The 13,273-nt window shown below is 72.2% G+C and carries 11 protein-coding genes and 1 pseudogene; 5 read left to right on the top strand and 7 right to left on the bottom strand.

The annotated features are described in order from the left end of the window. The first annotated feature begins 2 nt into the window (after positions 1 to 2). Positions 3 to 2,177, top strand: a complete 2,175-nt coding sequence (locus ACQEVC_RS44855) for a putative bifunctional diguanylate cyclase/phosphodiesterase (RefSeq protein WP_432890730.1) — start codon at positions 3 to 5, stop codon at positions 2,175 to 2,177. A 57-nt stretch (positions 2,178 to 2,234) separates the two neighbouring features. Continuing rightward, positions 2,235 to 2,732 (top strand): DUF456 domain-containing protein, encoded by a 498-nt coding sequence (locus tag ACQEVC_RS44850; protein ID WP_432892072.1) that lies wholly within the window; start codon positions 2,235 to 2,237, stop codon positions 2,730 to 2,732. Positions 2,733 to 3,150: 418 nt separating this feature from the next. Here the strand turns inward: ACQEVC_RS44850 and ACQEVC_RS44845 are convergent, their stop codons facing one another. The 4 genes from ACQEVC_RS44845 to ACQEVC_RS44830 all read right to left on the bottom strand — a co-directional run bounded on the left by ACQEVC_RS44845 (position 3,151) and on the right by ACQEVC_RS44830 (position 7,059). After that, entirely contained in the window at positions 3,151 to 4,263 is a 1,113-nt protein-coding gene (locus tag ACQEVC_RS44845) for an XRE family transcriptional regulator (protein ID WP_432890727.1), read from the bottom strand. Then, positions 4,260 to 4,964, bottom strand: a complete 705-nt coding sequence (locus ACQEVC_RS44840; RefSeq protein ID WP_432890724.1) for a hypothetical protein — start codon at positions 4,962 to 4,964, stop codon at positions 4,260 to 4,262. Before ACQEVC_RS44840 ends, ACQEVC_RS44845 begins: the two co-directional genes overlap by 4 nt. 110 nt (positions 4,965 to 5,074) lie before the next feature. Beyond that, positions 5,075 to 6,730 carry a SulP family inorganic anion transporter gene (locus tag ACQEVC_RS44835; RefSeq protein ID WP_432890722.1) on the bottom strand — a complete coding sequence of 552 codons (1,656 nt, stop codon included), beginning with the start codon at positions 6,728 to 6,730 and terminating at the stop codon, positions 5,075 to 5,077. Then, positions 6,727 to 7,059 (bottom strand): ArsR/SmtB family transcription factor, encoded by a 333-nt coding sequence (locus tag ACQEVC_RS44830; RefSeq protein ID WP_318395329.1) that lies wholly within the window; start codon positions 7,057 to 7,059, stop codon positions 6,727 to 6,729. Before ACQEVC_RS44830 ends, ACQEVC_RS44835 begins: the two co-directional genes overlap by 4 nt. 176 nt (positions 7,060 to 7,235) lie before the next feature. On the opposite strand from ACQEVC_RS44830, the gene ACQEVC_RS44825 reads away from it, so the two are divergent. Genes ACQEVC_RS44825 through ACQEVC_RS44815 form a run of 3 tightly spaced genes read left to right on the top strand, consistent with a single transcriptional unit; the run spans position 7,236 to position 11,594 of the window. Next, complete coding sequence (locus tag ACQEVC_RS44825) at positions 7,236 to 8,840, top strand: amino acid permease (protein ID WP_432890719.1); 1,605 nt, start codon at positions 7,236 to 7,238, stop codon at positions 8,838 to 8,840. Further along, positions 8,837 to 10,207, top strand: coding sequence for a glutamine synthetase family protein (locus ACQEVC_RS44820; RefSeq protein WP_432890717.1), 1,371 nt, complete (start codon positions 8,837 to 8,839; stop codon positions 10,205 to 10,207). The genes ACQEVC_RS44825 and ACQEVC_RS44820 overlap by 4 nt, the downstream gene beginning before the upstream one ends. 28 nt (positions 10,208 to 10,235) lie before the next feature. Further along, positions 10,236 to 11,594 carry an aldehyde dehydrogenase family protein gene (locus tag ACQEVC_RS44815; RefSeq protein WP_432890715.1) on the top strand — a complete coding sequence of 453 codons (1,359 nt, stop codon included), beginning with the start codon at positions 10,236 to 10,238 and terminating at the stop codon, positions 11,592 to 11,594. A gap of 593 nt (positions 11,595 to 12,187) precedes the next feature. On the opposite strand, the gene ACQEVC_RS44810 is transcribed toward ACQEVC_RS44815, so the two are convergent. The 3 genes and pseudogenes from ACQEVC_RS44810 to ACQEVC_RS44800 form a co-directional block, all read right to left on the bottom strand. Then, a complete protein-coding gene (locus ACQEVC_RS44810) occupies positions 12,188 to 12,376 on the bottom strand; it encodes a DUF397 domain-containing protein (protein WP_432890712.1) in 189 nt (62 codons plus the stop codon). Between the two features lie 8 nt (positions 12,377 to 12,384). Then, positions 12,385 to 12,780, bottom strand: a pseudogene (locus tag ACQEVC_RS44805) (Scr1 family TA system antitoxin-like transcriptional regulator); the annotation flags it as partial. A 105-nt stretch (positions 12,781 to 12,885) separates the two neighbouring features. Beyond that, positions 12,886 to 13,167, bottom strand: a complete 282-nt coding sequence (locus ACQEVC_RS44800; protein WP_432890710.1) for a glutaredoxin domain-containing protein — start codon at positions 13,165 to 13,167, stop codon at positions 12,886 to 12,888. Positions 13,168 to 13,273: the final 106 nt, after the last annotated feature.

Below are 13,273 nucleotides of genomic sequence, written 5' to 3'. Positions count from 1 at the left end.
CGGTGTCGACCTCCGAGCCGCCGGTCTCCGACTCCGAGTTCGACCGGTCCGGCGCGCACCGGTACGCGGAAAGTTGGGCGCGGGAAGTGGCCCGGTGCGGCTTCGTGGCGACGAGTACGGCCGAGAACCAGCGGTTGCTGCTCGCGCACACCGTACGACTCGCCGAGGCGCTGCTGGCCGAACCCTTCACCCCGCGGCCCGGGTACGACGTCGGCCGGGCCCTGGTCGACGCCCACCTGACCGAGCCGGGCGTGCTGGACTGGTCGGTACGCGCCCTCGGCGAGCGGTTCCGTGCCCTCGTCCTGCCCACCCTGCCCGAGCCGGCGGCGGCACCCCGGGTCGCCGCCCTCCAGGGCGCCCTGTCGGCGGGATTCGCCGGTGCGCTGCGCCAGCGGACACTCAGCCAGCAGGAGCGGATCGCCCAGGCCGCCTGGGAGGCCCGGGACCGGGTCGAGCAGGCGCTGCGGGACAGCGAGGCGCGGTTCCGGGCCGTCTTCGTCGACGCCGCGATCGGGATCGGCATCGCCGACGTCAACGGGCAGATCATCGACGTCAACCGGGCCTTCGCCGAGCTGCTCGGCTATTCCGTCGCCGAGCTGCGTGAGATCAACGTGGCCGCGCTGTTCCACCCCGACGACGCGGCCGGGATGTGGGAGCTGTACCAGGAACTGATCGAGGGCAAGCAGGACGCCGTACGGGTGGAGAAGCGCTACTACCGCAAGGACGGCAGCGCGGTCTGGACCGATCTCGCGGTCTCGCTGATCCGGCACGACGACGGGCGGCCTCGGTTCACCGTGGCGATGGTGGAGGACATCACCGAACGGCACGAGCTGCAACAGCGGTTGCGCTACCAGGCGTCGCACGACCCGCTGACCGGGCTGCCGAACCGTACCCTCTTCTTCGACCGGCTCGGCGAGGTCTTCGCCACCGGCGGGCCGGACGACCGGGTCGGGATCTGCTTCCTCGACCTCGACGGCTTCAAGGCGGTCAACGACAGCCTCGGGCACGACCTCGGCGACAACCTGCTGGTCACCGTGGCCCGGCGGCTCGCCGACTGCGTGGCCGAGCAGGGGCACCTGGTCGCCCGGATGGGCGGCGACGAGTTCGTGATCCTGATCGACCGCAACGCCGGCTGCCGGGCGGTCAAGGCGGTGGCCGACCTGGCGCTGGCGGCGGTCGCCGAGCCGGTGCAGGTCGGCGAGCACAAGCTGTCGGTCTCGGCCAGCATCGGCGTGGTCTCCGGGCCGCTCGCCACCACCTCGGTGGCCGAGCTGATGAAGGCCGCCGACGTCACCCTCTACTGGGCCAAGGCCGAGGGCCGGAGCCGGTGGGTGAGCTACGACCCGGCGCGGCGGACCCGGGAGCAGACCCGGTCGGCCCTGATCGCCGGCATGTCGGCGGCGCTGCACCGGGGCGAGTTCATGGTCGACTACCAGCCGATCGTGACCCTGGCCGACGAGGCGATCTGCGCGGTGGAGGCGCTGGTCCGGTGGCGGCATCCGGAGCTGGGGCTGCTCGGCCCGGACGAGTTCATCGGGCTGGCCGAGGAGACCGGGCTGATCGTCGAACTCGGTCGCTGGGTGCTGGCCCGGGCCTGCGAGGCGGCCAGCCGGTGGCACCGGGAGTTCCCCGACGCCCGGCTGGTGATCAGCGTGAACCTGGCCGCTCGGCAGGCCCGCGACCCGGGCATCGTCGGCACGGTCTCCGAGGTGCTGCGCCAGACGGAACTCCCGGCCGACCTGCTGCAACTCGAACTGACCGAGAGCGCGGTGATGGCCACCGCGGGCGAGCCGCTGCCCGCGCTGCGCCGACTGGCCGCCCTCGGGGTACGGCTGGCGATCGACGACTTCGGCACCGGCTACTCCAACCTGGCGTACCTGCGCCGGCTGCCGATCCACAACCTCAAGCTCGCCGGCCCGTTCGTCGAGGGGATCCGGTCCAGCGACCGGCAGGGCCTGGTGGACGGGCGGATCGTCGACGCGCTGGTGCGGCTGGCCCACGCCCTCGGGTTGACCGTCACCGCCGAGGCGGTGGAGACGCTCGGCCAGGCGGACCAGCTCCGGGCGCTGGGCTGTGACGCCGCCCAGGGGCGCTACTTCGCGGCGCCGGCACCGGAGGGCGAGATCACCAAGTGGCTGTCCGCCCGCGCGCAGCGACGACGGCACGGTGTCGCCTGACGCCGGGTGGCGGGTGCGGCGGGACCGGTGCCGGTAGGGCACCCTGGAGGCGTGGACATGACCGACACCGAGTCTGTGGTGACCCTGCTGTGTGGCGTGACGATCCTGATCGGCGTCTGCGGGGTGATCGTGCCGATCATCCCCGGGCTGATCCTGTGCTGGCTGGGCGTGGTGGTCTGGTCGTTCTTCGGCGACGGCGAGGGGTTCGGCCGCTGGGTGGTACTCGGCCTGGCCACCGCGATCACGCTGCTCGGCACCACCATCAAGTACCTGTGGCCGGGGCGGAACCTGAAGCGCAGCGGGGTGCCGACGATGTCCCTGCTCGCCGGGGGCGTACTCGGGCTGGTCGGGTTCTTCGTGGTGCCGGTGGTCGGGCTGGTGCTCGGCTTCGTACTCGGGCTCTGGCTCGCCGAACTGGCCCGGCTCGGTGACGCGAAGCAGGCCTGGCCGTCCACCCGGCACGCGCTGTCGGCGGTCGGGCTCGCCCTGCTGGTCGAGTTGGCCGCCGCGCTCGGCATCACTGCCGTCTGGCTGGTCGGTCTCGTCCTCACCTGAGGCGTGGCGGGACGGCTCGGGATCGCCGCCGCCGGTCGGGGCGGTGCGGGGGCGGGGGCGGTGCGGTGCGGGTGCGGGGCGGGGCGGGGCGGTGCGGCGGCGCGGGGCGGGCGCTGGCACGACCTGCGTCGTACCCGATGAGAGAGGTGACCGCGCCCCGCGCCGCCGCGGGAAGCCGGGTTGTCCGAGAACCCGGCGTCAGGCCCCGGGCGGGGCCCAACGGGCCGGCGGTGCCGGACCGGCGCGCCGAGATCGCGCGCGATGCCGTCCGGTCAGGCCAGCGACCCGGCACGCCGGCGTCGGCGGCGAGCGGTGTGCGATGCCTGCCATGTCATGCCTCAGATCATGCTGCCAAAACGGCAGGTCGGCAACGCAATTACCGGCGTCGACGCCCGGTCGCGAGGTCGCCCGGGGCGCCTCAGGTGACGGCGATGTCCAGCTCGGGGACGTGCTCGGTGGCGGCGGCCAGCACGGCCCGGGTGAGCCCGGGTGGCAGTCCGGCCCGGGCGGCCAGCCGGTCGACGGTGACCTGCTGCCGGCCGAGGAGTTCGACGGCCTTGCCGAGCAGCGACGGCTGTTCGCGGGGGCCGAGGTCGCCCGGCTCCGGGAACCCCCACTGGGCGAGCAGCGCCATCCCGCGCCGGTAGGTGTGCTCCCGGTAGACGCCGAGGTCGTGCCCGCGGTAGACCAGCGCCTTCAGGCTGATCCCCCAGCGGCGCTTGAGGTCGTGCAGCCGGTCGAAATCGAGCCGGGACGGCAGTTCGTCGCGCAGCGCCGCGCTCGGGGCCAGGAACTCGGAGGCGAACGCGGTGGCCTGCCGCTCCAGCAACTGGCTGCCCGGCTCGGCGTCGTGGTGCATCAGCAGGTGGCCTAACTCGTGCGCGGCGTCCATCCGGGACCGGGCCTTGTCGTCCTTGCCCGGGTTGAGGAAGACGAACGGACGCTGGCCGTACCAGTGCGAGAACGCGTCGACCCGCTCGGAGACGTCCGGCAGGGCGAGCACGATCACCCCGGCCGACTCCAGCAGCCGCACCATGTGCGGTACCGGGGCGGCACCGAGGCCGAACGCGTCCCGGGCGGTGACGGCGGCGGCGCGTACGTCGTCGGGGCCGGTCGGCTCGGCCAGCTCCAGGTGCGGCAGCCGCAGCCGGGGCAGCCGGAGCTGCCGTTCGACCACCTCCACCACCCGCCAGGCGAGTTCGCCGAACGCCTCCGCCTGATCCCGTTCGGCCTGGCTGGTCGTCCGCAGGCTGCGGAAGTGCGCCTGCCCGGAGGTGACCGGGACGGGAAAACCGGCGGCGAAGAACTCGACCGGCATCGAGAGCGCCAGGGCCAACCGGGCCAGCGTCGCCGCCGACGGGCGGGCCTGGCCCAGCTCGTACTGGCTGACCGCCGCGGCCGTGACCCCGATCTGTCGGGCCAGCTCGTTCTTGCGCATCCGCCGCCACCGGCGGGCCAGGGCGAGAGCGTGTGGCGCGAACGCGGCGGCGGCTGCGGCGGCGGGTACCGGAGGTCGGAGCCGGCCCGTCACGCGGACCGCTCGGCCGGACGGCCGAATGCCGCGCCGAACCGGCCGCTCCGGTCGTCGGGCTGGATGGCCAGCAGGTCCAGCTCGGGGATCGGCAGCTCGTCGGTGCGGGGCTGCGGCACCGCACCGACGACCACCGGCAGCGGTGCTCCGGTGGTGGCCGGCTCGCCGAACCAGAGGCGTACCTCGAACCAGGGTGAGCCGCTGTCCCGGTTGTCCCGGGGCAGCCCGATGTAGGCGACCGCCTCGCCGGTGACGATGTCTCCGGTGTGTGCGATCCGGATGTGCCGCTTCGGCGGCACCACCGCAGCGAAGACCTCGGGAAACTGCCCCTCGTCGTCGAAGGCGAGCTGCCCGTCGCGGCTGTTTTCCACCGCGCCGCCGAGCCGGGCCTCGCTGCCCTCCCAGCGGATCGACTCGATCCCGCCCTGCAGCGAGTAGAGCCGGACGACGTAGCCGGCGCAGACGATCTCCAGCGAGTTGTCCTCCAGCCGGACCCGGATGCCGTCCAGGCCGTCGAACTCGGCCTTGCCCAGGTTGGTCAGGTTGCGCCACACGGTGGTGCCGAAGCTCATGGCGTCGTCGCCGAGCTCCGGCTCGTGCCGGTCCGCCGCGCGCCGGTAGACCTGCTGGATCAGCCGACCCAGCCGGTCCAGCACGCCCCGCTCGTCCAGCACCGCCACCGCGTCGTCCAACAACGTCATGCGGGAAAACCTAGCCGAAGCCCCGGATGATATTGCCGAAATCAAGTGCCGACACGCCAGGACGGCGATGCCGGGCGCCGGCCCCTGTCCCGACGCCACCCGGCCCGGCGCTATCCCGACTTCACGGCGGCGATCGCGGTCTGCGCGTCGCTGTGCACCCGTTCCCGGAGCAGGGCCAGCACACCCAGCGCGGCCAGCGCCCGGCGGTGCTCGGGCCGGATCCCGGATACGTGCACGGTGATGTTCCGGTCGTGCAGGTCCTCGACCGCCTCCCGGAGGGCCAGCGCGCCGGAGGCGTCGATGGCGGTGACCCGGGACAGTCGCAACAGCACCACGTCGACCCCGTCGATGTGGGCGAGCGCCTGCCGCAGGTGGTGCGCGGCGGCGAAGAAGAGCGGCCCGGTCGGCCGGTACACGGCGAAGTGCGGCAGGTGTTCGCCGTGCGGCACGTGGTCGACCCGCATGGAGCCGGCGACCTTGCGCAGCGCCAGGCCCCCGGCGACGATCAGGCCGAGCAGTACCGCGACCACCAGGTCCAGCAGCACCGTGGCACCGGCGGTGAGCACCAGGACGAGCGCGTCGGAGCGGCTGGCCCGGGCCAACGCGCGCAGCGTGCCGAGGTGCACCATCCGGAGGGCGGTGGCCAGCAACACCCCGGCCAGCGCCGCGATGGGGATGCCGGCCACCAGCGGGGCCGCGGCGAGCATCACCACGGCGAGTACCAGCGCGTGCGACAGCGCGGCGAGCCGGGACACCGCTCCGGCGCGTACGTTGACGGCGGTCCGGGCGATGGCGGCGGTCGCGGGTACCCCGCCGAAGAGTGGCGTGACGATGTTGGCGATGCCCTGCCCGAACAGTTCGCGGTCGGGATGGTGCCGCTCGCCGCGCCGCATCCCGTCGGCCACGGTGGCCGAGAGCAGCGACTCCAGGGCCGCCAGCGCCGCGACGGCGACCGCCGAGGTGAGCAGCGTCCCCACGGCGTCCAGCCGGAGGAACCCCAGCGACGGCTGGGGCAGGGTCGCCGGCAGCGCGCCGATCCGGGCGACGTCGACGCCCCACACCTCGGCGCAGACGGTCGCCGCGCCGACCGCCAGCAGGGCGGCGGGGACCTGTGGCCGCCACCTCAGCACGACCAGCAGCACGGCCGCGACGCCGATCGAGAAGCCCACCGACGGCCAGTGCGGGTCCGCGGTGAACACCGCCACCGCACGTACGGCGACCGGCAGGACCCGCTCGCCGTGGGTCGGCACACCCAGGGCGGACGGCACCTGCTGGAGCAGGATGACGATCGCGATGCCCGCGGTGAAGCCCTCCACCACCGGGGCGGGTACGAACCGTGCGTAGCGTCCGGCCCGGGCGACCGCGAGCCCGACGAGGATCAGGCCGGCGAGCAGCCCGACGGTGAGCACCCCGCCGGGTCCGTACTGCGCGACGATCGGGACCAGTACGACGGTCATCGCCCCGGTCGGCCCGGAGACCTGCAGGTTGGAGCCACCGAAGACGGCTGCCAGCGCGCCGGCCACGATGGCGGTCACCAGGCCGGCGGCGGCACCGAGCCCGGAGGCGACGCCGAAACCGAGCGCCAGCGGCAGCGCGACCACCGCGACGGTGAGTCCGGCCAGCAGGTCCGCCCGGGGGTTGCGGCGTACGGCGGCCAGGTCGGCCCGGCCGGGCAGCAGGCCGGCGAGGCTCACCCGGCCGCCACCGTCGGCATCCGCCCGGCCGCCGCCGTCAGTGCTCCCCCGGTCTCCGCCGTCAGTGCTCACTCGGGCTCCACCGTCAGCGACGCCAGCAGTTCGGCCTGGCCCTGCAACATCTCGGTGAGGATGCGCCGGGCGGCCCGCATCAGGTCGGCCACGTCCGGTCCGGCGAGCGCGTAGACCACGGTGGCGCCCTCCCGGGTCGACACCACGATCCCGGCCCGGCGCAGCACCGCGAGCTGCTGGGACAGGTTGGACGCCTCCACCTGGGTCTCGGCCAGCAGTTCTCGCACCGGTCGGGGACCGTCGCCGAGGAGTTCGAGTACGCGGATCCGGGTCGGATGCCCGAGCATCCGGAAGAACTCGGCCTTCGCCTGGTAAAGCGGAACCTGCATGTCAGCAATTGAAGACTTCTTCAACTGCACGGATCGACGGCGGGGGCAGAGCCGTGATCTCGGTCACTCGATCCGGATCGGTTGACGTGGATCTTCCTTAGGCGCACGATCTCGGACAGAGGCGTGACGCCGGTCACACGCTGCGTCCCACCCGGATCCGGACGAAGGAGACGCCGATGAGCGCACCTGTCCCGCCGCCCCGTACCCCGACGGCCGCCGGGGTCGACCTCGACGAGCAACGGCTGGCCGAACTCGGCTACCAGCAGGAACTACGCCGCAAGCTCTCCGGTTTCTCCAACTTCGCGGTCTCGTTCTCGATCATCTCGATCCTGGCCGGCGCGATCACCTCCTACGGCATCGCGATGAACTCCGGCGGCCCGCTGGCGATCACCTTCGGCTGGCTCTTCGTCGGCGGCATGGTGACCCTGGTCGCGCTCGCGATGGCGGAGATCTGCTCGGTCTACCCGACCGCCGGGGCGCTCTACTGGTGGGCGGCGGCGCTGGCCAGCCGGAACAAGGCGGCCTGGGCCTGGTTCATCGGCTGGTTCAACTTCCTCGGCGAGGTGGCGGTCACCGCCGCCATCGACTTCGGCGCGGCGATCACCACCTCGGCGTTCCTCAGCCTCGCCTTCGACCTGGAGGTGACCCCGGAACGCACCTTCGTGGTCTTCCTGGTGATCATCGTCGCGCACGGCCTGCTGAACACCTTCGGGGTCAACCTGGTCCGGGTGCTCTCCGACGTCAGCGCCTGGTGGCACCTGGCCGGGGTGGCGATCATCGTCGGGGTACTGGCGATCGTGCCCGACCAGCACAAGCCGATCTCCGAGGTCTTCTTCGAGGTACGCAACGCCACCGGCTTCGACTTCTCCGGCGCGGCGGTCTACGCCGTACTGATCGGCCTGTTGATGGCGCAGTACACGTACACCGGCTACGACGCGAGCGCGCACGTCGCCGAGGAGACCCACGACGCGGCCCGGGCGGCTCCCCGGGGCATCGTGATGTCGGTGGTGGTCTCGGTGGTCGCCGGCTTCTTCCTGCTGGTCGCGATCACCTGGTCGATCCGGGACTACGACGCCCAGCGGCAGACCGAACTCGGCCTCCCGCCGGCCCAGATCTTCATCGACGCCACCGGCGACACCACGGGCACCTTCCTGCTCTTCATCTGCGTGGTGGCGCAGTTCTTCTGCGGGATGGCGTCGGTCACCGCCAACTCCCGGATGGCGTACGCGTTCAGTCGGGACGGCGCACTGCCCGGTTCGGCGATCTGGCGCCGGGTCAACCCCCGCACCGGTACCCCGACCAACTCCATCTGGCTCTGCGTCGCCTGCTCGACCCTGCTGGTGCTGCCGTCGCTGTGGAACACCACCGCCTACCTGGCGGCCACCTCGATCGCGGTGATCGGCCTCTACATCGCGTACGTCGGGCCGGTCTTCCTGCGCCGCCGCAGCCCGGACTTCCGGCCCGGCCCGTGGCACCTGGGCCGGTGGAGCGCGCTGGTCGGCTGGCTGGCGATCGGCTGGGTCGCGGTGATCTGCGTACTCTTCGTGCTCCCCACCACCGCGCCGATCACCGCGTCGACCTTCAACTACACGATCGTGGCGGTCGCGGTGGTGCTCGGCGCGGCCGGGCTCTGGTGGCTGCTCGGCGCCCGGCACTGGTTCACCGGTCCCCGGCAGAACGTGGTGCCGACCGTCCCGCAGCCCGACCCGGACGTGCCCGACCCGGTTGTCGGCGCCCCGGCTCCGGACCGGGCTGTCGTGGCGGACGGGGACGGCGGATGAGGGCCCGGGTCCCGGCGCTGAGCCTGGAGGCGCTCCGGGTGGCGGTGGACAGCGGCGACATCGACACCGTGGTCCTCGCCCTGGTCGACATGCAGGGGCGGTTGCAGGGCAAGCGGTTCCACGCGCCGTACTTCCTCGCCGAGGTGCTCCGGCACGGCAGCGAGGGCTGCAACTACCTGCTCGCCGTCGACGTCGAGATGAACACCGTCGACGGGTACGCGATGTCGAGCTGGGAACGCGGCTACGGCGACTTCGCCATGGTCCCGGACCTGAGTACGCTGCGCCGGGTCCCCTGGCAGCCCGGCACCGCGATGCTGCTCGCCGACCTGCGCTGGCCCGACGGCAGCGGGGAGGTGCTCGCCTCGCCCCGGCAGATCCTGCGCCGCCAGCTCGACCGGCTCGCCGGGCACGGGCTGACCGCGTACGCCGGGACCGAGCTGGAGTTCGTGCTCTACCGCGACTCGTACGAGGACGCCTGGCGCCGGGGCTACCGCGAGCTGACCCCGGCGAACCTCTACAACGTGGACTACTCGCTGCTCGGTACCGCCCGGGTCGAGCCGCTGCTGCGGCGGATCCGCACCGAGATGGCCGGCGCCGGGCTGACCCCGGAGAGCGCCAAGGGGGAGTGCAACCTCGGCCAGCACGAGATCGCCTTCCGGTACGCCGACGCGCTGACCTGCGCGGACAACCACGTCGTCTACAAGAACGGGGCGAAGGAGATCGCCGCCCAGGAGGGCATGTCGCTCACGTTCATGGCCAAGCCGAACGAGCGGGAGGGCAACTCCTGCCACATCCACTTCTCGCTGCGGGGTGCCGACGGGCGGTCGGCGATGCTCGGCGACGGCCCGGCCCGGCTGTCCCCGACCGGCACCCGGGTACTGGCCGGGCTGCTGGCGACGATCCCGGACGTCAGCCTCTTCCTGGCCCCGAACGTGAACTCGTACAAGCGCTACCAGCCCGGTTCGTTCGCCCCGACCGCGCTGCGCTGGGGCGTCGACAACCGCACCTGCGCGCTGCGGCTGGTCGGGCACGGCCAGGGGATGCGGGTGGAGAACCGGCTGCCCGGGGCGGACGTCAACCCGTACCTGGCGATCGCCGCGCTGGTGGCCGGGGCGGTACACGGGATCGAGGCGGAGCTGGAACTGGAGCCGGAGTTCGCCGGCAACGCGTACGCCGACGAGTCCGCGCCCCGGGTGCCGCGCACGCTGCGGGACGCCCTCGACCGCTGGACGGGTTCGCCACTGGTCGCCCACGCGTTCGGGGCCGGGGTGGTGGCGCACTACGCCAACCAGGCGCGGGTGGAGTTGGCCGCCTTCGACGCGGCGGTGACGGACTGGGAGCTGCGACGTGGTTTCGAACGCCTCTGATGCCTCTCCCGGGCCGGCGGCGGCCCCGGTGACCGAGGTGGTCAACCCGGCGACCGGGGTGGTGGTGGCCACGGTGCCGCGGACGGGTGCCGCCGAGGCGGACGCGGCGATCGACCGGGCCGCGCGGGCGTACGAATCGTGGCGGCAGGTGGCGCCGGGCGACCGGGCCCGGCTGCTGCGCCGGTTCGCCGCCGTCGTCGACGCGCACGCCGAGGAACTGGCCGAGCTGGAGGTGCGCAACTCCGGGCACACCATCGGCAACGCCCGGTGGGAGGCCGGCAACGTCCGGGACGTGCTCGACTACTACGCCGGGGCGCCGGAGCGGCTGACCGGCCGGCAGATCCCGGTACCGGGCGGGCTGGACGTCACCTTCCACGAGCCGCTCGGGGTGGTCGGGGTGATCGTGCCGTGGAACTTCCCGATGCCGATCGCCGGCTGGGGATTCGCCCCGGCGCTCGCCGCCGGCAACACGGTGGTGCTCAAGCCGGCCGAGCTGACCCCGCTGACCGCGCTCCGCCTCGGCGAGCTGGCGCTCGGCGCCGGGCTGCCGCCGGGTGTCCTCACCGTGCTGCCGGGCCGGGGGAGTGTGGTGGGGGAGGCGTTCGTCCGGCACCCGGCGGTCCGCAAGATCTGCTTCACCGGCTCGACCGAGGTGGGTACCCGGATCATGGCCGGCTGCGCGGCGCAGGTGAAACGGCTGACCCTGGAACTCGGCGGCAAGAGCGCCAACCTGGTCTTCGCCGACGCGGACCTGGCCCGGGCGGCGGCGACCGCGCCGTACGCGGTCTTCGACAACGCCGGTCAGGACTGCTGCGCACGGTCCCGGATCCTGGTGCAGAGTTCGGTGTACGACCGCTTCCTGGAACTGCTGGAACCGGCGGTCAAGGCGTTCCGGGTCGAGGATCCGGCGCTGGAGACGGCGGAGATGGGTCCGCTGATCTCGGCCGGGCACCGGAGATCGGTGGCGTCCTATCTCGACGGCGCCGAGGTCGCCTTCACCGGCACCTGCCCCGAGGGCCCCGGCTTCTGGTACGCCCCCACGGTGCTGCTGGCCCGGTCGCCGGCCGAGCGGCACTGGCGGGAGGAGATCTTCGGGCCGGTCGTCTCGGTACTGCCCTTCGACGACGAGGCCGAGGCGGTGGCGCTGGCCAACGACACCGAGTACGGCCTCTCCGGCTCGATCTGGACCCGGGACGTGGGCCGGGCGATCCGGGTGGCCCGTGGCGTCGAGTCCGGAAACCTCAGCGTCAACTCGCACTCGTCGGTGCGCTACTGGACGCCGTTCGGCGGCATGAAACGCTCCGGCCTGGGCCGGGAGTTGGGCCCGGACGCCCTGCAGGCGTTCACCGACGTCAAGAACGTCTTCGTCGCCACCGATCCGACATAGCTTACGGTTTACTGATTCGGGGGTGTGCAGGGTTTGGCTTGGGATGTTGTGTCGGGAGGCGCGTACTGGACCGGCTCGCCGGTTTCAATGGTGTCGGCGTGGCGTAGCCGCGGACGGCGGGGACGGCTTCCGGGGTGCGGGCGGTGCGGTTTTCGCACTCCGGGCCGCGGGGGTGCCGACAAGCGCGGCAAGTTTCAAGATTCTTGGAGACCTGTGGTTCACTGCGAGCCCTAAGTCTCCAAGAATCTTGAGACTGGTTCCACATTGTGGGCGTCCGATGGACGCGGTTGCATCCGGCAGCGGCACAGAGCCCGGTCAGGTGCGAGGAGTTTCCGTACCCGCCGTGCTTGACCCGACCCACGACACGCGCTGAATGAGCCAGGTCGGAAAGCCTGGATACGCTGCCCCCACTTCACCGACGCCAGGACGGCTGGCGACCACCGGACCCTCCGAGATCGTGTACCAGCGCACCGCCACCCACGTGCTGCCGGACACCTTCGGCTATCGGCTGAGCCAGCACGGCCGCGGCGACACCGCCACCGTGACCGTCCGGATGCGGGATCGACTCGAGTATGCCGACGGCGTCGCTGCGGTCACCGAACCTTCGCCAGGCCGACGAACGTGCGCCATGCGTCGGCGTCGAAGGTGAGCGTGCCGCCGTCCCGGTCCTTGCTGTCCCGGACGAGTACGACTCCAGGCAGGTTGTCGGCCACCTCGACGCAATTGCCGCCGCTGCCGCCGCTGCGAGTGGATTTGCGCCACGTGGCGCCGCTCATATCCATGGCCGCAGGATCTCATCCTCCGTGCGGGTGTCGTCGGCGCCCCGCAGGATCGCCCGGGCGTAGGCGGGGGTCTGGAGGAGGCCGGGGATCAGGTTGGGCTCGAAGCAGCGCAGTTGTTTCGCCACCCGTTCCGCGTCGAGCCAGGAGCGGAACCAGATCGGCTCGCCGTCCCGCTCGGCCAGCAGCAACAGCGACACGAACAGGTTTCCGGTGTTGAATATCTTGTCCGCTCGGGCCAGGTAGTCGGCGTCCAGCGGGCGCTGGCCGAGTTCGACCGCCGAGACCATCGAGGCGGAGAAGTGCGTGAGCTTGCCGTACTCGTCCTGGCTCAGTCCGGCGTTGCCGCGCATCAGTCGCAACTGGGCCCGGATGAGGTCTGCGGTGAGGATGAGCTTTTTCGACATGCTTCCTCCACAGTGCTCCCGGTACCAGCGGAAATGACCGTGCCGAGAGTAGTGCCATGGGAGCCGAGTGTCACCGGCAGAAGTGGAGGTGGAACCGGCAGAACGTCAGGTCGGCCGGTCCAGCAGGTGCGGGGCGTGCTCGCGTACCGCCGCGAGGAGTTGGCGCCGGGACGGGTTGACCATCGGATGCCCGGCGACGGTCACTGTCGGGACGGTCTCGTTGCCGTCGGCCACCGAGCGGACGAAAGCCGCCGCGTCCGGGTCCCGCCAGATGTTCACCTTCGTGTACGGCAGCCGGGTGAAGAGCAACTGGAACATCAGCTTCATGCAGTACGGGCACCGCGGTCGCCAGTAGAGGACGACGCCGTCCCGACCCTCGGTCGTCATGGCCTCACCCACCCTCGTCGTCCCTGATCAAAGGGTAGAACGTCGAACGGGTCGGCGTGAACCGGGAGGGTCGCATCCGGGGCCCGCCGGACGTCCACCACCACCT

Origin of the sequence: Plantactinospora sp. CA-294935, assembly GCF_050936445.1 — a bacterium.
In the GTDB taxonomy this organism is placed as follows: Bacteria; Actinomycetota; Actinomycetes; order Mycobacteriales; family Micromonosporaceae; genus Plantactinospora.
Note: the sequence above shows the minus strand (reverse complement) of the source record. Positions and strands in the feature narration are given on the sequence as shown.

Excerpts from the sequence above, each read along its gene's own strand:
- ACQEVC_RS44830 (WP_318395329.1), bottom strand. The coding sequence starts at position 7,059 with ATGCAGGTTCCGCTTTACCAGGCGAAGGCCGAGTTCTTCCGGATGCTC.
- ACQEVC_RS44820 (WP_432890717.1), top strand. The coding sequence starts at position 8,837 with ATGAGGGCCCGGGTCCCGGCGCTGAGCCTGGAGGCGCTCCGGGTGGCG.
- ACQEVC_RS44825 (WP_432890719.1), top strand. The coding sequence starts at position 7,236 with ATGAGCGCACCTGTCCCGCCGCCCCGTACCCCGACGGCCGCCGGGGTC.
- ACQEVC_RS44800 (WP_432890710.1), bottom strand. The coding sequence starts at position 13,167 with ATGACGACCGAGGGTCGGGACGGCGTCGTCCTCTACTGGCGACCGCGG.
- ACQEVC_RS44850 (WP_432892072.1), top strand. The coding sequence starts at position 2,235 with ATGACCGACACCGAGTCTGTGGTGACCCTGCTGTGTGGCGTGACGATC.
- ACQEVC_RS44810 (WP_432890712.1), bottom strand. The coding sequence starts at position 12,376 with ATGGATATGAGCGGCGCCACGTGGCGCAAATCCACTCGCAGCGGCGGC.
- ACQEVC_RS44840 (WP_432890724.1), bottom strand. The coding sequence starts at position 4,964 with ATGACGTTGTTGGACGACGCGGTGGCGGTGCTGGACGAGCGGGGCGTG.